At 64.6% G+C, this 22,808-nt stretch carries 19 protein-coding genes, 2 tRNA genes and 1 pseudogene; 17 read left to right on the top strand and 5 right to left on the bottom strand.

Annotated features, from left to right (window positions below; all coding sequences use genetic code 11):
* Positions 1 to 40: 40 nt before the first annotated feature.
* The 12 genes and pseudogenes from dnaA to ACTHQX_RS09185 all read left to right on the top strand — a co-directional run bounded on the left by dnaA (position 41) and on the right by ACTHQX_RS09185 (position 13,294).
* Positions 41 to 1,462, top strand: a complete 1,422-nt coding sequence (gene dnaA / locus ACTHQX_RS09240) for a chromosomal replication initiator protein DnaA (RefSeq protein WP_236805936.1) — start codon at positions 41 to 43, stop codon at positions 1,460 to 1,462.
* Positions 1,463 to 2,000: 538 nt separating this feature from the next.
* Entirely contained in the window at positions 2,001 to 3,125 is a 1,125-nt protein-coding gene (gene dnaN, locus ACTHQX_RS09235) for a DNA polymerase III subunit beta (protein WP_440157047.1), read from the top strand.
* A 91-nt stretch (positions 3,126 to 3,216) separates the two neighbouring features.
* Positions 3,217 to 4,128: pseudogene (gnd, locus tag ACTHQX_RS09230) on the top strand (phosphogluconate dehydrogenase (NAD(+)-dependent, decarboxylating)); the annotation flags it as partial.
* A complete protein-coding gene (gene recF, locus ACTHQX_RS09225; protein WP_102972594.1) occupies positions 4,128 to 5,330 on the top strand; it encodes a DNA replication/repair protein RecF in 1,203 nt (400 codons plus the stop codon). The pseudogene gnd and the gene recF, both read left to right, overlap by 1 nt.
* On the top strand, positions 5,317 to 5,877 hold the full coding sequence (locus tag ACTHQX_RS09220; protein ID WP_440157044.1) for a DUF721 domain-containing protein: 561 nt from the start codon (positions 5,317 to 5,319) through the stop codon (positions 5,875 to 5,877). The genes recF and ACTHQX_RS09220 overlap by 14 nt, the downstream gene beginning before the upstream one ends.
* A 361-nt stretch (positions 5,878 to 6,238) precedes the next feature.
* Positions 6,239 to 8,329, top strand: coding sequence for a DNA topoisomerase (ATP-hydrolyzing) subunit B (gene gyrB / locus ACTHQX_RS09215; RefSeq protein WP_272912731.1), 2,091 nt, complete (start codon positions 6,239 to 6,241; stop codon positions 8,327 to 8,329).
* Positions 8,330 to 8,387: 58 nt separating this feature from the next.
* Positions 8,388 to 11,123, top strand: coding sequence for a DNA gyrase subunit A (gene gyrA, locus ACTHQX_RS09210; RefSeq protein ID WP_440157042.1), 2,736 nt, complete (start codon positions 8,388 to 8,390; stop codon positions 11,121 to 11,123).
* Positions 11,120 to 11,767, top strand: coding sequence for a DUF3566 domain-containing protein (locus ACTHQX_RS09205; RefSeq protein WP_236805941.1), 648 nt, complete (start codon positions 11,120 to 11,122; stop codon positions 11,765 to 11,767). Before gyrA ends, ACTHQX_RS09205 begins: the two co-directional genes overlap by 4 nt.
* A gap of 99 nt (positions 11,768 to 11,866) precedes the next feature.
* Positions 11,867 to 11,940: transfer RNA gene (locus tag ACTHQX_RS09200), tRNA-Ile, on the top strand.
* A gap of 64 nt (positions 11,941 to 12,004) precedes the next feature.
* Entirely contained in the window at positions 12,005 to 12,130 is a 126-nt protein-coding gene (locus ACTHQX_RS09195) for a DLW-39 family protein (RefSeq protein WP_440157040.1), read from the top strand.
* 71 nt (positions 12,131 to 12,201) lie between these two features.
* A tRNA-Ala gene (locus ACTHQX_RS09190) sits at positions 12,202 to 12,277 on the top strand.
* Between the two features lie 90 nt (positions 12,278 to 12,367).
* Complete coding sequence (locus ACTHQX_RS09185) at positions 12,368 to 13,294, top strand: DMT family transporter (protein WP_440157038.1); 927 nt, start codon at positions 12,368 to 12,370, stop codon at positions 13,292 to 13,294.
* A gap of 22 nt (positions 13,295 to 13,316) precedes the next feature.
* On the opposite strand, the gene ACTHQX_RS09180 is transcribed toward ACTHQX_RS09185, so the two are convergent.
* Together ACTHQX_RS09180 and ACTHQX_RS09175 are read right to left on the bottom strand one after the other, a co-directional pair.
* The gene (locus ACTHQX_RS09180) at positions 13,317 to 14,186 is read right to left on the bottom strand and encodes a glycosyltransferase (RefSeq protein ID WP_440157036.1); all 870 of its coding nucleotides are present in this window, start codon (positions 14,184 to 14,186) and stop codon (positions 13,317 to 13,319) included.
* A gap of 144 nt (positions 14,187 to 14,330) precedes the next feature.
* A complete protein-coding gene (locus ACTHQX_RS09175) occupies positions 14,331 to 15,323 on the bottom strand; it encodes a hypothetical protein (RefSeq protein WP_440157034.1) in 993 nt (330 codons plus the stop codon).
* Positions 15,324 to 15,479: 156 nt separating this feature from the next.
* On the opposite strand from ACTHQX_RS09175, the gene ACTHQX_RS09170 reads away from it, so the two are divergent.
* From ACTHQX_RS09170 to ACTHQX_RS09160, 3 genes are all read left to right on the top strand, one after another.
* Positions 15,480 to 16,025, top strand: coding sequence for a peptidylprolyl isomerase (locus ACTHQX_RS09170; protein ID WP_102972601.1), 546 nt, complete (start codon positions 15,480 to 15,482; stop codon positions 16,023 to 16,025).
* Between the two features lie 4 nt (positions 16,026 to 16,029).
* Positions 16,030 to 16,911 (top strand): rhomboid family intramembrane serine protease, encoded by an 882-nt coding sequence (locus ACTHQX_RS09165; protein ID WP_440157032.1) that lies wholly within the window; start codon positions 16,030 to 16,032, stop codon positions 16,909 to 16,911.
* Between the two features lie 590 nt (positions 16,912 to 17,501).
* On the top strand, positions 17,502 to 17,969 hold the full coding sequence (locus tag ACTHQX_RS09160) for a carboxymuconolactone decarboxylase family protein (RefSeq protein WP_236805946.1): 468 nt from the start codon (positions 17,502 to 17,504) through the stop codon (positions 17,967 to 17,969).
* Between the two features lie 208 nt (positions 17,970 to 18,177).
* On the opposite strand, the gene ACTHQX_RS09155 is transcribed toward ACTHQX_RS09160, so the two are convergent.
* Together ACTHQX_RS09155 and ACTHQX_RS09150 are read right to left on the bottom strand one after the other, a co-directional pair.
* Entirely contained in the window at positions 18,178 to 18,774 is a 597-nt protein-coding gene (locus tag ACTHQX_RS09155) for a DNA-3-methyladenine glycosylase I (protein ID WP_440157030.1), read from the bottom strand.
* Positions 18,775 to 18,784: 10 nt separating this feature from the next.
* Positions 18,785 to 19,036, bottom strand: coding sequence for a cell division protein CrgA (locus tag ACTHQX_RS09150; protein ID WP_102972605.1), 252 nt, complete (start codon positions 19,034 to 19,036; stop codon positions 18,785 to 18,787).
* A 171-nt stretch (positions 19,037 to 19,207) separates the two neighbouring features.
* On the opposite strand from ACTHQX_RS09150, the gene ACTHQX_RS09145 reads away from it, so the two are divergent.
* Together ACTHQX_RS09145 and ACTHQX_RS09140 are read left to right on the top strand one after the other, a co-directional pair.
* Positions 19,208 to 20,008, top strand: coding sequence for a class E sortase (locus tag ACTHQX_RS09145; RefSeq protein ID WP_440157028.1), 801 nt, complete (start codon positions 19,208 to 19,210; stop codon positions 20,006 to 20,008).
* Between the two features lie 169 nt (positions 20,009 to 20,177).
* Positions 20,178 to 20,819, top strand: a complete 642-nt coding sequence (locus ACTHQX_RS09140; protein WP_236805949.1) for an aminodeoxychorismate/anthranilate synthase component II — start codon at positions 20,178 to 20,180, stop codon at positions 20,817 to 20,819.
* A gap of 18 nt (positions 20,820 to 20,837) precedes the next feature.
* On the opposite strand, the gene pknB is transcribed toward ACTHQX_RS09140, so the two are convergent.
* The gene (gene pknB / locus ACTHQX_RS09135) at positions 20,838 to 22,805 is read right to left on the bottom strand and encodes a Stk1 family PASTA domain-containing Ser/Thr kinase (protein WP_440157026.1); all 1,968 of its coding nucleotides are present in this window, start codon (positions 22,803 to 22,805) and stop codon (positions 20,838 to 20,840) included.
* Positions 22,806 to 22,808 lie beyond the last annotated feature (3 nt).

The raw sequence follows: 22,808 nt of genomic DNA, 5'->3' as shown, positions 1-22,808 counted from the left end.
GCATGTAATGCAGGCAGCAAGCTTTGAGGAACCAAATTTGATGACAGTAGACGAAGCCAACCACGCCAACACTGTCGGAAGTTCCTGGCGGCGCGTGGTGAATCTTCTCGAACAGGACGACCGCGTCTCGCCGCGGCAACGCGGCTTTGTCATCCTCGCCCAGGCGCAGGGCCTCATCGGTTCCACCCTTCTCGTTGCCGTGCCCAACGAACTGACCAGGGAAGTGCTCCAGACCCAGGTCAAGGACGCGCTGGATGACGCGCTCCGGAACGTGTTCTCGGACGACATCCGCTGCGCTATCGACGTGGACACCGATCTGGTGCCCATCCACGAAGAGCCGGAACCCGCCGTCGAGCTTTCCCTCGCGAACGATCCGTCCGTCGAACAGAAGCCGCAGCCCATGCTGCCGAGCACCTCGCACGAGTTTGGCCGGCTCAACCCCAAGTACGTTTTCGACACCTTCGTGATCGGTTCCTCCAACAGGTTTGCCCACGCGGCAGCCGTCGCAGTGGCGGAAGCCCCGGCGAAGGCATACAACCCACTGTTCATCTACGGCGATTCAGGCCTGGGCAAGACCCACCTGCTGCACGCCATCGGCCACTACGCCCGGCGCCTCTACAGTGGCATCCGCGTCCGGTACGTCAACTCCGAGGAATTCACCAACGACTTCATCAACTCGATCCGTGACGATGAGGGCGCCAGCTTCAAGACGACGTACCGCAACGTCGACGTCCTGCTGATCGACGACATCCAGTTCCTGGCCGGCAAGGACCGGACGCTGGAGGAGTTCTTCCACACGTTCAACTCGCTGCACAACAACAACAAGCAGGTGGTCATCACCTCGGACCAGCCTCCCAAGCTGCTGGCAGGCTTCGAGGACCGGATGAAGTCCCGCTTCGAGTGGGGCTTGCTGACGGACATCCAGCCGCCCGAACTGGAAACCCGCATCGCCATCCTCCGGAAAAAGGCGCTCAGCGAAGGCCTCTCCGCCCCGGACGACGCCCTGGAATACATCGCTTCGAAGATCGCGAGCAACATCCGCGAACTCGAAGGCGCCCTCATCCGGGTGACGGCGTTCGCCAGCCTCAACCGCCAGCCGGTGGACGTGGCCCTCGCGGAAATGGTGCTCAAGGACCTCATCACCGACGACGGCGCCCAGGAAATCACGTCGGGCCAGATCCTGCAGCAGACGGCTGAGTACTTCAAGCTCAGCATGGAGGAGCTCTGCAGCAAGTCGCGGACCCGGACGCTGGTGACCGCCCGCCAGATCGCCATGTACCTGTGCCGGGAGCTGACTGACATGTCGCTGCCGAAGATCGGCCAGGAGCTCGGCGGCCGCGACCACACCACCGTGATCCACGCCGACCGCAAGATCCGTGAGCTCATGGCCGAGCGGCGTGTGATTTACAACCAGGTCACCGAGCTCACCAACCGGATCAAGCAGCAGCAGCGCGACTCCTGATCCGCGGTTCTTAACCTTATTAACAGGTGCGTGTGGATAACCCTGTGGACAGTTAAGGGGACAACCGCGGTTAATGGGCTTAAAACCCTTAAGGCGTCTGTGGATCACCGCAACAGGCCAAAAACGTTGTCCCCATCCACACCCTGTTTAAAACGTGCCGAACCCACAGTCCATGAACAGGGCTTAACCCCGGATCCGAGCCGCGAAACCGGGTTATCCACAGTTTCCACAGCAGTTATTAACACTACTAATCCCAAAAAATTGAAATCCCTCAAATAACAATCTCGTTCCCTGACCTCCACCGCACCGGCCAAAGCATCGGCAATTGGCCGCCGGCAGAGCCGGCATCACTGGCGGGGATGGGGAAATCCCTGTTGTTCCGGCTAAGCTGTCTGCAGCGCTCCCATCCCTGGGTTTGTTTGCGGTCGGCCATGCGCGGACCATGCAGGTTCCGGGACTTTGGGGGCACCGGTCTTGTGGGCTCCTTGCGAGTTCCCGTTCAGAAAATGGCAGCAGCAATGAAAGGCGGCACCCTTCCGTGAAGTTCAGAGTCGAACGGGACGTCCTGGCAGAAGCCGTCACATGGACAGCCCGGTCGTTGTCTCCGCGGCCGCCAGTACCCGTGCTCTCCGGCCTCCTGCTCAAGGCCGAATCCGGGACCGTCAGCCTGTCCAGCTTCGATTACGAGACCTCAGCCCGGCTTGAGATTCCTGCTGACGTCAGGGACGAAGGCACCATCCTGGTTTCCGGCCGCCTGCTCGCGGACATCTGCCGCAGCCTTCCGTCGGCACCCGTGGACATCGAAACCGATGGCAACAAGGTCACCCTCACCTGCCGCCGAAGCAGTTTCCACCTGGCCACCATGCCTGAGGCGGAATACCCGCCCCTGCCTGCGTTGCCCACCATCACCGGTACTGTCGCCGGCGACGCCTTCGCGCAGGCCGTGTCGCAGGTGATCATCGCCGCCAGCAAAGACGACACCCTTCCCATCCTCACCGGCGTCCGCATGGAGATCGAGGATGACCTCATCACCCTCCTGGCCACGGACCGCTACCGGCTCGCCATGCGCGAAGTACCGTGGAAGCCCGTCACTCCGGGCATCTCCACCAGCGCCCTGGTCAAAGCCAAGACGCTGAACGAGGTTGCCAAGACATTGGGCGGCAGCGGCGACATCAACCTGGCCATCGCCGAGGACGACAGCCGGCTCATCGGCTTCGAAAGCGGCGGCCGCACCACCACGTCACTGCTGGTCGATGGCGACTACCCCAAGATTCGCTCGCTGTTCCCGGATTCCACGCCGATTCACGCCACCGTGCAGACCCAGGAACTAGTGGAGGCCGTCCGCCGAGTCTCACTCGTTGCCGAACGCAACACCCCGGTCCGGCTCGCGTTCACACAGGGCCAGCTCCACCTCGACGCCGGCACCGGCGAGGACGCGCAGGCCTCCGAAGAGCTTGAGGCACAGCTGTCCGGCGAAGACATCACCGTGGCCTTCAACCCGCATTACCTCGTTGAAGGCCTCAGCGTGATTGAAACCAAGTTCGTGCGCTTCTCGTTCACCACTGCGCCGAAGCCCGCCATGATCACCGCTCAGAACGACATCGACGGTGAAGACCAGGACGATTACCGCTACCTCGTGATGCCGGTGCGCCTGCCCAACTGATCCACTTGCCCAATTGAGTAGCAGCTGAGGGGCTTCTGCGCCCTCAGAACGCCCTGAGCTGCTACCTAGTTGGGTGGTCCTGAAGCCCTAGCCCTCCGCGCAGAAAAGAGTTCACACGATGCATATCGGACTGATCGGCCTTGGAAAAATGGGTTTCAACATGCGCGAACGGCTTCGCAAGGGCGGGATCGATGTCACTGGCTTCGACCGCAACCCCGAGGTCACCGATGTCGCCTCCACCGACGAGCTCATCGCCGCACTACCTGCGCCACGCCTGATCTGGGTCATGGTTCCTGCCGGTGAAATCACCGATGCTGTCGTCACGGAGCTCGGTGCGAAGCTGCAGCCCGGCGATATGGTGATCGACGGCGGCAACTCCCGCTTCACCGAGGACCAGAAGCACGCCGCGGCCCTGACCGAAAAGGGCATCCGCTTCGCAGACTGCGGTGTCTCCGGCGGCGTCTGGGGACTGCAAAACGGCTACGGCCTCATGGCCGGCGGCGACGCCGAGGACATCGAACGTGCCCTCCCCGTCTTCGATGCGCTCCGCCCGGAAGGTGACCGCGCCGACAGCTTCGTCCATGTGGGCGGCGTCGGCGCAGGCCATTACGCGAAAATGGTGCACAACGGCATCGAATACGGCCTGATGCAGGCCTACGCCGAAGGCTACGAACTCCTCGCCGCCAAGGAAATCGTCACGGACCTTCCCGGAACGTTCCGCGCCTGGCAGAAGGGAACCGTCGTCCGGTCCTGGCTACTCGACCTCATGGTGAAGGCCCTGGACGAGGATCCGGGTCTGGCCTCGATCGATGACTACGTCGAAGACTCCGGTGAAGGCCGCTGGACGGTGGAAGAGGCCATTGCCAATGCGGTTCCGGCTCCGGCCATTACCGCCGCGCTGTTCGCCCGCTTCGCTTCCCGCGAGGACAATTCGCCAGCCATGAAGATGGTGTCCGCACTGCGCCACCAGTTCGGCGGGCATGCCACCCGTCCAGCCAAGTAGTGTACCTAGAACACCTGTCCCTGACCGACTTCCGCAGCTACGCGCAGGTGGATCTCCGGTTTGACCCGGGCGTCACGGTCCTGGTCGGCTCCAACGGCATCGGCAAGACCAACCTGATGGAGGCCATCGGCTACCTGGCCACCTTGAGTTCGCACCGGGTCAGCGCCGACGGGCCCCTGCTGCGCTTCGGAACCGACCGTGCCCTGATCAGGGCGAAGCTGGTCCGCGGCGAACAGTCCACCATCCTGGAGCTCGAAATCAACGGCGGCCGGGCCAACCGCGGACGCATCAACCGCAGCAACCCGGTCCGTGCGCGCGACCTGCTGGGCATCTGCCACACAGTCCTGTTCGCCCCGGAGGACCTGGCGCTCGTCAAGGGCGATCCGTCGAACCGGCGCCGTTTCCTGGACGAGCTCCTGGTGAGCCTGATTCCGCGGCACGCTGCCACCCGCAGCGACTATGACCGGGTGCTCAAACAGCGGAACGCACTGCTGAAGTCGGCACGGGCCGGCAAGTTCACCGCCGGCCACGAAGCCACCCTCGATGTCTGGGACCAGCACATGGCGCGCGCCGGGGCGGAGCTGCTGCACGCCAGGCTGGAACTCGTCGAGCGACTCCGGCCGCACCTCAACAATGCCTACGCCCAGCTCACTGATGGCTCGAAGGCCGCCGATGCGGTCTATCGCTCAACGCTGCAAAACATGATGGACGACGACGGCGAGCCGGCCAGCGCTTCGACGGCACCATCCGGGCCGGGAAACCCGGCCGAGGATCTGCGTCTGCTGTCCGTGGATGAGCTTGCCGAACGCTACGTGCAGGCCTTCGCGGCATCCCGCCGCAAGGAACGCGAACGGGGAATCTCCCTCGTGGGTCCGCACCGGGACGAGCTCGAACTCGTGCTGGGCCAGGCCCCGGCCAAGGGTTACGCGTCGCACGGTGAAACATGGTCCATGTGCCTGTCCCTCCGGTTGGCCTCCTACTACGTCATGCTCGACGACGCCCGCACCGGAGGCTCCGCACCGATCCTCATCCTCGACGACGTTTTCGCCGAACTGGATGTCCAGCGGCGGCGTAAACTGGCCGCAATAGTTGCCGGCGCCGAGCAGGTGCTGGTCACCGCCGCGGTGGACGCCGATATTCCGGACGAGCTGTCGGGCCGGCGGGTGAAGGTAATCCCGGGAGGAATCGATGAACAGGGATAAGGACGGCGGCCTGCAGCCGGGCCGCGATCCCGATGAAATCGATGCCGCCCAGGCGGCGCTGAACAGAATGCGTGAGGCAGCGGCAGCCCGCGGCGAGATCCGCCGGAAGGCGCCGCCGCGGGCCGGCGCCAGTCATAAACCGCGATCGGGTTCCGGGGGAACGCGGGGCTTCAGCCAGTTCCACTCCACCGGACGCGATCCCTTGGGACTGGGAAAAGTCGTGGGGCGGTTGGTCGCCGAACGCGGCTGGACCTCCCCGGTGGCCGTGGGCTCGGTCATGGCTGAGTGGCCGGCGCTCGTGGGCCCGGAAATCTCTGCCCACTGCACCCCGGAGAGCTTCACCGATACCACCCTCCATGTCAGGTGTGACTCCACGGCGTGGGCGACGCAGCTCCGGCTGCTCAGCATGAGCCTGCTCGAAAAGTTCCGCTCCGAACTCGGTGACGGCGTGGTCACGAGCATCCAGGTACTGGGCCCGGCGGCACCGAGCTGGCGCAAGGGCGGGCGTACCGTCAACGGCCGCGGACCCCGGGACACTTACGGATAAGAGCGAAACCGGAAACGGCGTGCAGGGCGCTCAAACCGCCGTCGGCCGTATAGGAGCCCAAAACGTGGTCTGCTGGAGCCTTGCAGGCGGAGTCAATGGCCAGCGAGAGGCACATCGGGCCGCGTCCGCGCCCCGCCAATGCAGGAAACAGCCGCGTTTCACGATAGAATTCCCCTAGATAACTGGGCGCGGGTGAAACGTTGACTGAGTCCGTTTTCCCGCGCTTTTTTCATGAGCGGGAGCGGTTCCGCAGGTTGACCAAGTAGCTGGCGCTACAGTGACGTGCCTTTTGGCGGCCGCCCTTGCTTCGGCGGACGGCGGAGGCCGGCCATCAACGAACATAGAGGAGTCGAAAGCGCCTGTGGCTAACGACAATGCAGACATCGAGGCAGTGGAGCCCGTGACGGAGGATGCCCCAACCGCTGGCAACCCGGCTGAGACTGCCACGCCGCGGGAATACGGCGCCAGCGACATCACGGTTCTTGAGGGCCTCGAGGCCGTACGCAAACGGCCGGGCATGTACATCGGCTCCACCGGTCTGCGCGGCCTGCACCACCTGGTGTACGAAGTGGTGGACAACTCGGTGGATGAGGCCCTCGCGGGTTACTGCACGCACATCGAGATTGTTCTGCAGGCGGACGGCGGCGTCAAAGTAACCGACGACGGCCGCGGCATCCCGGTGGACATCCATCCGACCGAGGGCAAGCCCACCGTCGAGGTGGTCATGACCATCCTGCACGCCGGCGGAAAGTTCGGCGGCGGCGGATACGCCGTTTCCGGTGGCCTGCATGGTGTGGGCATCTCCGTGGTCAACGCCCTCTCCTCCCGCGTGAACACCGAGGTCCGCCGCCAGGGCCACGTCTGGCGGATGGCCTTTGCCGACGGCGGCAAGCCCCAGGGCGCCCTGGTCCAGGGTGAGGAGACCAGCGAGACCGGAACCAGTCAAACCTTCTACCCGGATGCGAGCATTTTCGAATCCGTGGAATTCGACTTCGAAACGCTGCGCGCCCGGTTCCAGCAGATGGCTTTCCTTAACAAGGGATTGCGCATCACGCTCACCGACGAGCGCCAGGCGGCAGCCGGCACGGACGAAGCCGGCGACCTGGACCTGGACGGCGTCCTCACCGAGGGCGAGGTCCTGGCCGAGCACCGCACGGTGGTTTACCAGTACAACGACGGTCTCCTTGACTACGTCAAGCACCTCAACTCCAGCAAAAAGGTGGATGTGGTCCACGAGGACGTCATCGCCTTCGAGACCGAGGACGTCGAGCGGCACATCGCCGTCGAAATGGCCATGCAGTGGACCACCGCGTACTCCGAAAGCGTGCACACATACGCCAACACCATCAACACGCATGAGGGCGGTACCCACGAAGAAGGGTTCCGCGCTGCGATGACGTCACTTATCAACCGCTACGCGCGCGATAAGAGCATCATCAAGGAAAAAGAAGAGAACCTCACGGGCGACGACATCCGCGAAGGCCTAACGGCCGTCATCTCCGTGAAGCTGTCCGAGCCGCAGTTCGAGGGCCAGACCAAGACCAAGCTGGGCAACTCCGAAGTCAAGGGCTTCGTCCAGCGCGTGGTCACCGATCAGCTCGGGGACTGGCTGGAACGCAACCCCGGGCCCGCGCGTGACGTGATCCGCAAGGCCATATCCGCCGCGCAGGCCCGCATGGCCGCGCGCAAGGCCCGTGACAATGCGCGCCGGAAGAGCCCGCTGGAGTCGTTCGGCATGCCGGGCAAGCTCTCCGACTGCTCCTCGAAGGATCCCTCGAAGTGCGAGGTCTACCTGGTGGAGGGCGACTCGGCAGGCGGTTCGGCCAAACGCGGGCGCAACCCCGAAACGCAGGCCATCCTTCCGCTGCGCGGCAAAATCCTGAACGTGGAGCGGGCACGCCTGGACAAGGCGCTGGGCAACAACGAGGTCCAGTCCATGATTACCGCGTTCGGCACGGGCATCGGCGAGGACTTCGACCTGAGCAAGCTGCGGTACCACAAGATCGTGCTGATGGCTGATGCCGACGTTGACGGCCAGCACATCACCACGCTGCTGATGACCCTGCTGTTCCGCTACATGCGCCCGCTGATCGAGAACGGTTACGTCTACCTCGCGCAGCCGCCGCTGTACCGGATCAAGTGGTCCAACGCTCCGCACGACTACGTCTACAGCGACCGTGAGCGTGACGCCGTTCTGGTCTCCGGCCAGGCCGCAGGGCGCCGCATTCCCAAGGAAAACGGCATCCAGCGCTACAAGGGTCTGGGCGAGATGGACTACACCGAACTCTGGGACACCACTATGGACCCGGACCGGCGCACCCTCCTGCAGGTCACCATGGAGGACGCAGCCGCCGCGGACCAGATTTTCGCCGTGCTGATGGGTGAGGATGTCGAGTCCCGCAGAAACTTCATCCAGCAGAACGCCAAGGACGTCAGGTTCCTCGATATCTAGCGGCTTCCGCGCTTGATATTCCAGAACAGACATATACCTGAAACGGAAAACACAGACTATGAGTGACGAAACACCCGAGGTCCCGGCCGAGTCTCCGGACGGCACGGAGCCGGTTCTGGAGGGCGACGTGCTGGTCGACCGCGTGGAGCAGGTCGACCTGCAGACAGAGATGCAGCGGTCCTACCTCGACTACGCGATGGCCGTCATCGTCGGCCGAGCGCTGCCGGACGTACGCGACGGGCTGAAGCCCGTCCACCGCCGCGTGCTGTACGCGATGTTCGACGGCGGGTACCGCCCGGACCGTGCGTTCAACAAGTGCGCCCGTGTGGTGGGCGAGGTCATGGGCCAGTACCACCCGCACGGCGACACGGCGATTTATGATGCCCTGGTGCGCCTGATCCAGGACTGGACCATGCGCTATCCGCTCGCGCTGGGCCAGGGAAACTTCGGCTCACCCGGCAACGACGGTGCCGCGGCTCCGCGGTACACCGAAACCAAGATGGCGCCGCTCGCCATGGAGATGGTCCGTGACATCGACGAGGAGACCGTCGACTTCCAGGACAACTACGACGGCAAGAACCAGGAACCCACCATCCTCCCGGCGCGGTTCCCCAACCTGCTGGTCAACGGGTCCTCGGGCATCGCCGTCGGCATGGCCACCAACATCCCGCCGCACAACCTCCGCGAGGTGGCGGACGGCGTTCAGTGGTACCTGGCCAACCCGACCGCCAGCCGCGAGGAGCTCCTCGAGGAACTGCTGAAGCGCATCAAGGGACCCGATTTCCCCACGGGTGCCACCATCCTGGGCCACAAGGGCATCGAGGACGCCTACCGGACCGGCCGCGGCTCCATCACCATGCGCGCTGTGGTCAACGTGGAGGAACTGCAGGGGCGGACCTGCCTCGTGGTCACCGAGTTGCCCTACCAGGCCAACCCGGACAACCTGGCCATCAAGATCGCCGAGCTGGTCAAGGACGGAAAAGTCCAGGGCATCGCCGACCTCCGCGATGAGACCTCCGGCCGCACCGGGCAGCGCCTGGTCATCGTCCTGAAGCGCGACGCCGTCGCCAAGGTGGTGCTGAACAACCTCTACAAGCACACCCAGCTGCAGGAGAACTTCGGCGCGAACATGCTGGCGATCGTGGACGGAGTGCCGCGCACTCTCAGCCTCGATGCCTTCATCAGGCACTGGGTCACCCACCAGTTGGATGTCATCGCCCGGCGCACGCGCTACCGCTTGCGCAAGGCCGAGGAAGAAGCGCACATCCTGCGTGCCCTCCTCAAGGCATTGGACATGCTGGACGAGGTCATTGCGCTGATCCGCGCCTCGAGCACTACGGAGGCAGCCCGCGATGGCCTGATGCAGCTGCTGGAGATCGACGAGATCCAGGCCCGCGCCATCCTCGACATGCAGCTCCGCCGGCTGGCTGCCCTGGAACGCCAGAAGATCCAGGACCGCCACGCCGAGCTCGAAGCGATGATCGCCGAGTACAACGCGATCCTCGCCTCGGAGGAGCGACAGCGCTCGATCATCAGCGAGGAACTCGCCGAGATCGTGGCCAAGCACGGGGACGACCGCCGCACCCAGATCCTGATGGGCTACGACGGTGACATGTCCATGGAAGACCTCATTCCCGAAGAGGAAGTGGTGGTCACCATCACCCGCGGCGGCTACGTCAAGCGCACACGGAGCGACAACTACCGTTCGCAGCAGCGCGGCGGCAAGGGCATCAAGGGCGCCCAGCTGCGCGGTGATGATGTGGTGGAACACTTCTTCGTCACCACCACCCACCACTGGCTGCTCTTCTTCACCAACTTTGGTCGCGTATACCGGGCCAAGGCCTACGAACTGGCCGAGGGCGGCCGCGACACCAAGGGCCAGCACGTGGCAAACCTGCTGGCCTTCCAGCCGGACGAGCACATTGCCCAGGTGCTGGACCTGAAGGACTACCAGCACGCGCCGTACCTGGTGCTGGCCACCAAGCGCGGCCTGGTCAAGAAGACCCGGCTGGAGGACTACGACACCAACCGGTCCGCTGGCGTCATCGCCATCAACCTCCGGGAGGAGGACGAACTGGTCTCTGCGCAGCTGGTCTCCGAGACGGACGATCTCATGCTGGTCTCGCGGAAGGGCCAGTCGATCCGCTTCACGGCCACCGATGAGGCACTCCGGCCCATGGGACGTGCCACGTCCGGCGTGACAGGCATGAAGTTCCGGGAGGACGACGAACTGCTCGCCATGAACGTGGTGGCCGAGGGCTCCTACGTTTTTGTGGTGACCGAAGGCGGCTATGCCAAGCGCACCGCCGTCGAGGAATACCGGCTGCAGGGCCGCGGCGGACTTGGCATCAAGGTAGCCAAGCTCGCCGAGGAACGCGGCGACCTCGTGGGCGCCCTGGTGGTCCAGGAGGAAGACGAAGTCCTCGTGGTCATGGGCGGCGGCAAGGTAGTCCGCTCATCCGTGGCCGGCGTCCCCGCCAAGGGGCGCGACACGATGGGCGTCATCTTCGCGAAGCCGGACAAGAACGACCGCATCATCGAGGTGGCCCGCAACACCGAACGCGGCCTCGAAGAGGAAGTTGAAGCCAGTGCAGAGCGTGAATCCGAGGCCGACCACACCGATGAACCGAGTGCGTCAGAAATCTTGGCTATCGCTGCCGATGACGTAACGTTGGCTGAAGATGCCGGACCAGACGAGGAAGCCGCAGAGGCGCCTTCAGGACTGGCCGATGAAGCAGAAGGAACGTCCGGCGATGCTGAGGCGAACGAAGACAACACCGGAGGTAACGAGTGAGCAATTCCGACTCATATCCCAAGCCGAGCAGTAATGGTCCCGGCGGGATGCGTCAGCCGGCGTCCGCTCCCCGGGTGAATGCCCCGGTGCGTCCCCAGCAGAGCCCGGCCACGCCGTCGGGCCCTCCGGGCCAGCGTCCTGCAGGCGCGGCGCAGCGCCCGGCGCCCGCAGGACAGGGCCAGCGGCCGGCCGCGCCGGCACAGCGCCCGGCAGCCCCCGGACAGCGCCCCCAGGGCGCGCCGGGTGCACAGGGGCTGGTCAAGCCGGCTCCGAAGGCCAAGGCGCGCCGCGCACGGCTTCTGGTCAGCAAGGTTGACCCCTGGTCTGTGCTGAAGATGGCTTTCCTGCTGTCTGTCGCGCTTGGCATCGTCACGGTGGTGGCCGCCATCGTCCTGTGGACAGTGCTGGACCTGACCGGCATTTTCGACCAGGTGGACAGCCTGCTGGGAACGCTCGCCGGTTCTGAGAGCGGCGGCTTCGAACTGAAGAAGGTCGCATCGCTCGGCCAGGTGGCATCCTTCGCGACCATTATTGCCGTCGTGAACGTGGTCCTGCTGACCGCCCTGTCCATGTTGTCGGCCGTGTTGTACAACATCTCAGCGACGCTTGTCGGCGGCATCGGCGTGACCCTCACCGACGACTAAAAACCCTGTATTTCCGCGGAAAAACTCCGGTGGAATGCCTCGATTTGAGATCGGGCCGGGATGTGCTGTAGAGTCATGTCTCGGCCCGATGAGGCATCGGGGCGTATAGCTCAGGCGGTTAGAGCGCTTCGCTGATAACGAAGAGGTCCCAGGTTCAAGTCCTGGTACGCCCACGGAACCTGCACAGGTTCAAGACGAGGTTTAGGCCGGATTCCACAGGAATCAAGCCGGAACGGGGTGCATGTGAAGAAGTTGCTGGTCATTGCAGCTGCAGTCGCAGGCGCCCTCCTCTACAAGAAAAAGGTGCAGGAATCCGAAGCCCGGAAAACAGTCTGGAGCGAATCAACCGACAAGGTTGAATAGCCCGGATCCCGGTGCGGAAGCTGGTAAGCCAGGCTCCGGAACTAGGGTATGATGGACGGGTTGCTTCTTATGGGGGCATGGCGCAATTGGTAGCGCACCTGCTTTGCAAGCAGGGGGTTCGGGGTTCGAGTCCCCGTGCCTCCACCATAAGGAAGGTCCCGGTCGGAAACGGCCGGGGCCTTTTTCTTTGCCTTGGTTTCGACAGGCTCAACCAGCGGGCGGCACTACTGTGGAAGCGTGAATCTCTTCCTTGCAGCCTTGGGCGTCCTGGGCGTGGCCTCGTCAGGACCGCTCATTGCCGCAACACTCGGTGCCACCACAGTCACGGCCCTCGCCATCGCCTTCTGGCGCAACGCCATCGCGGCAGCCGTCATGGCCACCCCTACGCTGGTCCGGGAGCCGAGCCAGTTCGGCCGGATCAGAGGCTATGAGTTCCGCTGGTCGCTCGTCGCGGCGGTGGCCCTGGCCCTCCACTTCGCCTGCTTCATCACGTCCCTGCAGCTGACCTCCGTGGCCGCCGCTACCGCCCTCGTTTGCCTGCAGTCCGCCTGGATTGCCATCATTCAGCTCTTCCGCGGCGTGCGGCACCGCTGGCAGGTCCTGGTGGGCCTGGGCATTGCCTTCGGCGGCGTCGTGGCCATCACCGGTTTCGACATGGGAACCTCCCCGGACGCCTTGCTGGGCGATCTCCTAGCCATGGCCGGCGGGTTCCTCGCGGGAATCTACACGCTGGCCGGAGGCCGGGCCCGCCAGAGCATGACGACCGGAACGTACACGGCCCTCTGCTACGGCATGTGTGCTGCTCTGGTCGCGGTGCTGGCGATCTTCACCAACCAGCCCCTGTCCGGGTTCGACGCCGGCGGCTGGCTCGGGATTCTGGCCATCACCGTGTGCGCCCAGCTCGTGGGACATACGGCATTCAACCACCTGCTGGCCACCATGAGCCCTCTGCTGGTGTCCATGATCATCCTGCTGGAAATACCGGGAGCGGCCCTGCTGGCTGCCGCGTTCCTGAACGAAACGCTGCCGGCGGGCACCTACGCCGGGCTGGCGCTCATTCTCGTGGGCCTCGCCGTCGTGGTGGCCGGACAAAGGAATGCTGGCAAGGCCGGGCAGAGCAAGCCGCCGGAGGAACGCCCGCTGGCGGAGCTGGGGGCTGACTGACGACGCCCGGCCCCCGCCGGCGTTACTGACCGCCGCGGCGGATTGGCTGGCTGGCGTTGACGGTGTGGATGGCGCGCAGGAGCTTGGCGGGGAAATACACGGAGAAGAACACCACCATGGGCGCCTTGAGGGCCATCTTCTTCACGTTGTGGGCCTTGTAGGTGCGGTCGAAGCGCGTCACGTAGTAGCGGTAGTCCCGGGGTGAGTCCTCGAGCCGGCGGGCCGACATCCCGGAGACCATCTGGGGCCAGTACTGGACCTTGAGGTCGTGGTCAGCGAGATGCAGGGACAGGTCGATGTCCTCGTGCATCTCGTCCTTTTCGTCCCGGCAGCATTCGCTGCGGATTGTTTCCCAGGCGCACCGGCGGAGTGCCATGTTGGATCCGAACAGGAAGTGGTACTGGTGCTTGGCCAGCTTCAGCATCAGCTGGCGCATCTTGTCATCCGCTTTGAGGCCGAAACGCCGCATCGGCATGTCGTAGTAAACGACGGGGCCGGTGGCAGCTGAGGTGGAAACGTCCTCGAAGGCCTTCTGTACCTGTTCCACCCAGTCCGGTTCCACCACTGAATCGGCGTCGATCCGGCCCAGGATGTCCCCGGTCGCGTGGTCGAGGCCAAAGTTGCGGGTGGGAATGAGTCCCTGCTCCCGATCCTGGCGGAGGAGGATGATGGGGCTTTCCGGATACTCCTGCTGCATTTGCGTGACGATCGACGCTGTGCGGTCCTTGGACATGTTGTCCACCACGATGATCTCGTGCGCCGGAACCGACTGGTACACCGCCGCGATGAGGCACTGCCGGATGACACCTTCCTCGTTGTAGGCCGGGATAACAATGGATACGCGCGGCTCAGTGTCAGTCAAGGCATCCTCTGCGGATCTATCGGGTGACATCACCTCAAACTTAGCACCGATGCTTTCCATTCCGGCGGCACCGTGCCTGTCAGGCGGAGCGGTGCGCGGATACGCCCGCGCAGACGACAGGAGGGGCCCCGCGGCTGCGGAACCCCTCCTGTTAATGCCCTTGCGGGCAAGTGGCTAAGACTTTTTGTCTGCACCGTTCTCGATGTCGGATGCGATGTTCTTCACCGCGGTCTTGGCATCGGTGGCAACTTCACCGGCGTCGGAGTCAGCGTCCTCGGCAACGTGCTTCGCCTTGTCGGCAGAAGTGTCGGCTTCGTCCTCGGCGGCCAGTGCAAAGGCAGCATCGAGCGGCGTATCGGCGGCCGCGGAAGCAGAGCTGCCAGCCGGGGTAGCCGGAACCGGCGCCGGCGTCTCGGCAGCCGATCCAACACCGGTGGCTGACGCCGCGGGGGTGGTGACCTCCGAGGCTGACGGTGCAGGCGTCACGGGTGCGGGGGTCTTCCAGGGGTCCTCGACCGGCTTGGAAGCCTTCCACGCCGCAACCCCGGCAGCCACGGCCGCGGCTATTACACCGACAATCAGGAGGCCGCGCTTCTTCGGCTTCTCCGGCTCCACCACCAGCGCCTTGCCGGTCACCGCCCGGCCGGCCTCGGACGCGGCCGACTTCAGGTGCCCGCCAGCCAGATTCGCCTGCTCCTGGAAGGTGTGGATGATGCCGACGTCGCCGAGTCGCTGGGCCACAGCGTCGATCCGTGCCGGCGTGCCCTCAAGGGTCCGGTGGACGGCCTCGGATGCGGTTCCGATCTGGTCGGAGAATCGGGGAAGGTATTCCACCACCACGCGGTCGCGGGCCTGGGTGATGACGGGCGTTGCCCGGTCCAGGGCCTCGTGCATGCGCGGTGTGGCACCCTCCACGACGTCGTGGATCTTGGGTGCAAGCTGTGCCAGGCCGTCCTGAATGCGGGGCGTCACGGTTGCAACTCCGCCGGCAAGGTTATGGGCCGCCACCTTGAGCCCCTCCTGGATTTTGGGGGAAGCGGTATCAATGCCTTGCTGCAGGCGGGGAACTGCCCAGTCCACTGCTGCTTCCACGCGGTCTTTTGCGTTCTCGACTGCAGAACTGACCGACAACTCCAGTTCGCGGGCAATACGATCCGATTTCTTCACAACTACCTCCCGATTAATGTGACGGTTCTGTTGTTAGCCTACGTGCACGAATAGCCGGGCTGCTATCGTTCCGGCGGATTCACGGTGGATTTCACCCAGCGCGGAACTGTCTTTTCCGCCCGCGTTCGCGTTGACCCGCCGTGAAAGAATGGCCCTATGACTGCCTCAGCAACTGCAAAAGCAACCATCCACACCAGCCTCGGCGACATCGTCGTGAACCTCTTCGGCAACCACGCGCCCAAGACTGTTAAGAACTTCGTCGGACTGGCCACCGGCGAACAGGCCTGGACCCACCCGGAGACCGGCGAGGACAAGACCGGCACGCCGCTCTACGACGGCACCATCTTCCACCGCATCATCAAGGACTTTATGATCCAGGCCGGCGACCCGCTGGGCCGCGGCACCGGCGGACCGGGCTACCGTTTCGACGACGAGATCCACCCCGAGCTGAGCTTCAGCGCACCCTACAAGCTGGCCATGGCGAACGCCGGCATCCAGATGGGCAAGGGAACCAACGGTTCACAGTTCTTCATCACCACCATCCCCACCGACTGGCTGCAGGGCAAGCACAGCATCTTCGGCGAAGTTGCCGATGAGGAATCCAAGAAGGTTGTGGACGCCATTGAAGGTGTCCGCACCGGCATGGGCGACCGCCCGGTTGAAGATGTGACCATCAACAGCATCGATATCGAGCAGCTCTAGCCCCATGAGCTACGGAACTCCGGCGGCGGAGCCGTCAGCGCAGGCACCGGTGTGCCCCCGGCACCCGGACCGGCCCTCGTATGTCAGCTGCCAGCGTTGCGGGCGGCCGGCATGCCCCGAGTGCCAGCGCGCGGCCGCCGTCGGGTTCCAATGCGTTGACTGCGTCAACGAAGCAAGGCGTACGACGCCGACAGCCCGGACCGTCTACGGCGGCGCCGTTGCCTCCGGCAAGCCTGTAGTAACGTTCGCGATCATCGCGGCGTGTGCACTCCTGTTTGTTCTGCAGTGGGTGCTTCCCGGGAATGCGGTGTTCCGGACGCTCGCTTACGCGTCGGTTTACGCAACGCCCGAGTACGGGGTGTTCCAGCCATGGCGCATGCTTACCTCCGCCTTTCTGCACTCCCAGGGCTTCCTGCTGCACATTGTCCTGAACATGTACACGCTGTGGATTTTCGGCCAGGCGCTGGAACCGCTGCTGGGACGGATCCGTTTCCTCGCTGTCTATTTGCTGTCCGCCATCGGCGGGTCGGTGGGATACCTGCTTATGACCCCGATCCTGCCCGAGGGCGGCCCCGTGGGCCTGGTCGGTGCTTCCGGAGCGATCTTTGGACTGTTTGGCGCCATGCTCGTGGTGCAGCGGCACCGCGGCGGTGAGACGAGACAGCTCTGGGTACTCATCGCCATCAACGGCGTCATCGGCTTCATGGTGCCGCAGATCGCCTGGCAGGCCCACCTCGGCGGCTTTATCACCGGCGCCCTGTGCGCAGCCGTCATTGCCTATGCCCCGCGCGGCCTGCGGCGCAACATTCTGCAGGCCGGAGGGCTAGCGCTCGTTCTGGCCCTGCTGGCCGTGGTTTCCTGGTACCGAGTGCTCGTGGTGTCCTGACAGCTTCTGAGGGCCTCCTCGTAGTGCCGCTCCCCCTAATGCCCCTGCTTTCCGAAGCGGGGGCATTTTTGTGTCCACGGGCCGCGGTTAGGACGCACCGACGCGCGCTAGTTTTCCACAGCGGTTATCCACACTGTTAATAACTTACACAGTTGTAAGTCACGGGCCAGCCCCCGGCATGGCGGGCGGCGGGGCCACTTCCGTCCGTTTTGCACGCTTCCGTCCACACCTGTGGATAACTTTGATGCCCGCCCCTGTGGTTAAGTGGACAACTTTGCCCAGATCTGACCGGCGCGCGGTGCCCTGGGCATAACCAGGCATGTGGGCGCGGGTGAAGGGGATTATCAGGCGGCCTTTCAACAAGGTTATTCACACTGTTAATAACCCACGCAGGTCTCACGTAAGGGTTGCAGAGCTTCCCAACGCCCAGATTGTGGCATTTCCGCCCCCGCTACCCACAAGTTTTCCCCACCTGTGGATAACTTGTGGGTAGCCGCCTGTTGCTAAGTGGATAACCGGCCGCTGCGCAGCGGCCCCGTGTAGTCTCTGACTCACAGGCAGCCGATGAACCCCGTCCAAGGAGCAATGACTTGACTACCCACAGCCACATCTTCCTGGACAAGCACCACCCCGCCGCGTGGCGGGCGTTGAATGGGCTAGGGCTGAAGGCCAAGGAAGCGGTGCTCGAAGCCGGCCTGGACGAACATCTCATCGAACTGCTCAATGTCCGGATATCGCAGGTCAACGGCTGCGCGTATTGCCTCGACATGCACGTCGCAGATGCCGTCAAGGGCGGTGAATCCACACAGCGCCTGGCGGTCTTGCCAGCCTGGCGGGACACCGCGGTGTTTGAGGCCCACGAGCGGGCGGCGCTGGCCTTGGCCGAGAGCATCACGGTTCTCCCGGATGCCCGCACGCGCGAGCTGGAGGACGCCTACGCGCGGGAGCACCTCACCGACGAGCAATACTCAGCCGTGAGCTGGCTGGCCATCGCGATGAACGCCTTCAACCGCGTGTCCATCACCAGCCAGCATCCCGTCCGGCCCCAAAAGGGCTGAACGCCGGGGTTTTCCACAGTCGTTTCCACAACTGTTAATAACTTGGAAAATGCAAGTTTGGCTTTCCGGGCGCGGCCAGCCGGGCATGCAGGGCCGTTTCCGGGGGCCGCAGCCGGCGAAGTTATCAACACTGTGGATATCTTTACCAACATGTGTGGACCGGTGGGGGCAGGGGCTGGCTGGCCCGGAGTGCGGCGCCAGGCAGCGGTCAGGCCCAGACCCCTGATGTCCCCCTGCGGTGGCTGTCCACCAGGTGCGTGTCCACCATGCCGATGGCTTCCATCAGGGCGAACATGGTGGTTGGCCCCACGAAGGCGAAGCCCTTCTTCCGCAGCGCCTTGGAGAGGGCGATGGACTCGGGGGACGTGGTGGGCACATCGGCATAGGTGGCGGGGGCAGGCGTCGAAGCCGGCTGGAACCCCCAGACAAAGTCAACGAGGCCGCCCTCGTCCCGCATCGCTATGGTGGCCCGGGCATTGGTGATGGCGGCACGGATCTTGAGGCGGTTTCGCACGATGCCGGGGTCCTGAAGGAGGCGCTCGACGTCGGCCTCGGTAAAAGCGGCCACGGTTTCCGGATGGAAGTCGCCGAAGGCCGCACGGAAGGCGGGGCGTTTGCGCAGGATGGTGGACCAGGACAGGCCCGCCTGGAAAGCTTCGAGGCTGATGCGCTCGTAGAGGCCCTGCTCGTCCCGGACGGGCAGGCCCCACTCGGTGTCGTAATACTCGCGCAGAAGGGGATCCGTGGAAGCCCACGGCGGACGTGCCAGGCCATCCTCGCCGATGATGATGCCTTCCGCGGTCATGGGCGTCGGTTCAGGAGCGCCAGCGGGTGGTCATCAGGAAGCCGACGATCGCGATGCCGAACCCGGCCAGGATGTTCCAGGACTCCCATGCCTGCACAGGCAGCTGGCCTTCGCTGATGTAGAAGGTGATGATCCAGAGCAGCCCGATGATCATCAGGCCGAACATGACCGGCTTGAACCAGACGGGGTTCGGCTTGTAGGCCTCGGTGGAAACGGGCTCGGCCGGGCGGGCAGTCTTCTTACGTGGCTTTGACTCGGGCACATGTCCTCCTTGGCGGCTGAAACAAGAGGAGGGACCGGGGCTTGATATCCTGCTGGAAGGGGATTACCGGCGGTCTGCACACTCTTGGTCAGGTCTGAAGTCTTACTAGCAGCCAATTCTAGCTGTAGTTCAGCCCGCGCCGGTGCCCCGCAACCGCTTGAAGGAGATCGCGTGGTAGTGCAGGAGAAGGTGACGGCAACCGCCAAGCCGGCAACCGGCGTCGTAATCCTGCGGAAGGCCGTCCAGATCTTCGGCGAGCTGCTCATCACCGCCGGTATCGTGCTGCTCCTGTTTGTCGCGTGGCAGCTCTGGTGGACCAACGTGGAGTCCGATGCGAAGCAAACCGCCGCCGTCAAGGACTTTGCCAGGGACCTGGGTGGTCCGGTGGCCCCCGCGCCCACACCGGCTGCGACGGGCGGCACGGCCGCCTCCGGCCCGAAGGACTATGGAGCGCCAGTGGTGGGAGAAGCCCCCGGGCACGGCGGAACCATCGGGATCATGTACATTCCCCGGTTTGGCGAGAACTACACCCGGCCCATTGTCGAGGGCACCAGCGGCGACGTCCTGGACACCCTGGGCCTCGGCCACTACGGCAACACGTCCATGCCCGGCGCCGTGGGTAACTTCGCCGTGGCAGGCCACCGGCAGACGCACGGCGCCGTGCTGGACAATATCCACACGCTGGTTCCCGGGGACAAGATCTATGTCCAGACGCGGGACGGTTACTACGTCTACGTGTTCCGCAACAACCGCATTGTTCTGCCGAGCGAAGCCGATGTCCTCCTCCCGGTGCCCAACCAGCCAGGAGTGCGCCCCACCGAAAGGCTTCTCACCATGACCAGCTGCAATCCCCGCTTCGGCTCCGAGGAACGGATCATCGCTTATTCGGTGCTGGACCGCTGGCAGCCCGCGTCGGCGGGGCCGCCCGCGGAGATCGCAGCCCAGGTGGCACGCGCACGGGGGGAAGGCTAGGCATGTACGGCTGGATATTCCGTCACCTTCCCGGCCCGCTCTGGCTCCGCGTCCTCACGTCGCTGCTGCTGGCCGCCGGCGCCTTGTTCCTGATGGTCGAGTTCCTTTTCCCCTGGATGTCCCAGTTCACCCAATTCACCGACTCAACGATTGGTGCGCCAAGAAACCCATGAGCACAGCAAAGATACTCGTCGTGGACAACTACGACAGCTTCGTCTACACCCTGGTGGGCTACCTCCAGGAGCTGGGCGCCGAGACAACAGTGGTCCGCAATGATGATGTGACCCTCGCCGAGGCCATCGAAATGGCAGAAACGCGCGACGGCGTGCTCATCTCGCCCGGACCGGGCTCACCGTCCGAAGCGGGCGTCTGCATCGACCTGATCCGTTGGTGCGGGGAGAAGACGAAGCCGATGTTCGGCGTCTGCCTCGGGCACCAGGCCCTTGCGGAGGCGTACGGCGGAAGGGTGACCCATGCCCCGGAGCTCATGCACGGCAAGACCTCCTTGGTCCAGCACGACGGGGCCAGCGTGTTTGCCGGCCTGCCCTCCCCCGTGACGGCCACGCGCTACCACTCCCTGGCCGCCGTCCGGGACACGATTCCGGAGATCCTGGAGATCACGGCGGAAACCGCCAGCGGCGTCATCATGGGGCTGCAGCACCGCACCGCTCCACTGTGCGGTGTCCAGTTCCACCCCGAGTCCGTGCTGACTGAGGGCGGCTACCAGATGCTGGGCAACTGGCTCGAGTCGCTTGGCATGAAGGGTGCCGCCGGACGGGCAGCGAAGCTCAGCCCCCTCATCCAGCACTAGGATTCGGCTCGGCGGGCCCTACTTGCCCTTCGTGGGGCTCGGTGTCGGAGTCGGGGTCGGCGTCGCCGTCGCCGTGGGGGTTGGCGTCGGGGTGGGTGCCGGCGCCGGGGCCTTGGCCACCGTCACGGTGATGGCCTTGCCCTGCTCCACGAGTGAGTTGATCGGATCGCTCTGACTGGTCACCTTGCCCGGCTGGACCTGGGAGTTCTCCACCTCGCTGATGACGGCAACCAGGCCGAGCTCCTTGAGCGCTGCCTCGGCCTCGGCACGGGTCATGCCGCGAAGCTCCGGCATGGCCACCTTGCCTGTGGACAGCAGGATCTCAACGGTGCTCCCCACCGCCACCTGCTGGCCCGGCGCCGGCTTGGTGGTGATCACCAGGCCCGCCGGAACAGTGGCGCTGTTGGCCATGGTGGTGGACGGCGCGCCTACCAGTCCCGCCTGCCGCAGGATATCGCGGGCTGCCGCCTCCGTCCGTCCCGGCAGCGTCGCCGGGATCTTGACGGCACTGGGGCCTGACGAGATGTTCAGGACAATTTCCGAGTTCGGTTCCAGCGACGATCCCGCCGGCGGCGCAGTGCCAATGGCGGTGCCCTTGGCGATCGAGTCGTGCTGCACCCGCTTGATCTGCGGCCGCAGTTTCGCGTCGTAGAGCGCCTGCAGCGCCTCTGATTCGGAGAGCTTCTCCACGGCGGGAATCGCGACGCGCACTGGTTCGGCAGGGGGCTGGTTGAGGAAGTTGTAGAACCACAGGCCGCCGCCGGCCAGCACCAGGAGCGTGAAGATCACGAAGGTCGTGATCCAGGCCCGACGGCGGGACTTCTGTAAGTCCGAGCGCTCCCGTTCGCGGGGCAGGCCGAGCGGAAGTTCATCGTGCTCGGCCGTCTCGTAGACCGCCGCGGCCTCGGTCGGCAGCACGGAGGCATCACCGTCGGTGTCCCGGCTTCGGCGCAGGCGGCCCGTGGGAGCGTCGTCGAGGAAGCTGGCTCCGGTCATGGAAAACGCTTCGGTGGGCGGAGTGCGGTGCGGCTCAGGAATGTCATTGGGGTCCGTCGGCGCTTCGCTTGGCGACAATGCCGGAACCGGGATCCCGTTCTTAGCGGCCCTCAGCGCACGGCGGAAGGCCGCGGCGTCCTGGAAACGGTCGGCACGGTTCTTCTGCAGCGCCTTTTCCAGCACGCTGTCCAACGCTCGGGAGATCTCCGGATTGAAGTTGCTGGCTGGTTCCGGCTTCTCGCGGACATGCTGGTACGCCACGGATACCGGGCTTTCACCCACGAAGGGCGGCCGGCCAGTCAGCGTTTCGTACAGCAGGCAGCCTGCCGAATACAGGTCGCTGCGGGCATCCACCGCCTCACCGCGCGCCTGCTCCGGCGACAGGTACTGGGCGGTGCCCACCACCGCCTGGGTCTGGGTCATGGTTGCGGACGAATCGGCCACCGCGCGGGCGATGCCGAAGTCCATCACCTTGACCATGTCCGAGTTCGCGCAGTACATCACGTTCGCCGGTTTAATGTCCCGGTGCACGATTCCGGCCTTGTGGCTGTATTCCAGTGCAGACAGGACACCCAGCGTGTACTCCACCGCCTGGTCAATGGTGATGTCGCTGGCCCGGATCAGGTCCCGGAGCGTCTTGCCCGCCACGAACTCCATGACGATGTACGGAACGCGGACCTGGTCATGGGCGTCGCCCGGGACGGTGTGTTCGCCCGTGTCGTAGATGGCAACGATCGACGGATGGTTCAGGGCTGCGACGGCCTGGGCTTCGCGTTTAAACCTGGCCTGGAACTGGGGGTCACGGGCCAGGTCGGGGCGGAGCAGCTTGATGGCAACGGTCCGGCCCAGCCGGGTATCCAGGCCACGGTGTACATCGGCCATGCCCCCGCGGCCGATGAGTTCGCCAAGTTCATAGCGCCCGTTCAGGACGCGCTGACTGGTCACCGGGATGTTGTCTTCCCGGTGTGACGGAGTTCGCGGCGTGGTCACGGC

Source organism: Arthrobacter sp. SAFR-023, from assembly GCF_051965295.1.
GTDB lineage: Bacteria > Actinomycetota > Actinomycetes > Actinomycetales > Micrococcaceae > Arthrobacter.
The sequence above is the reverse complement of the archived record's forward strand: the minus strand, read 5'-3'. Positions and strand labels throughout refer to the sequence as shown.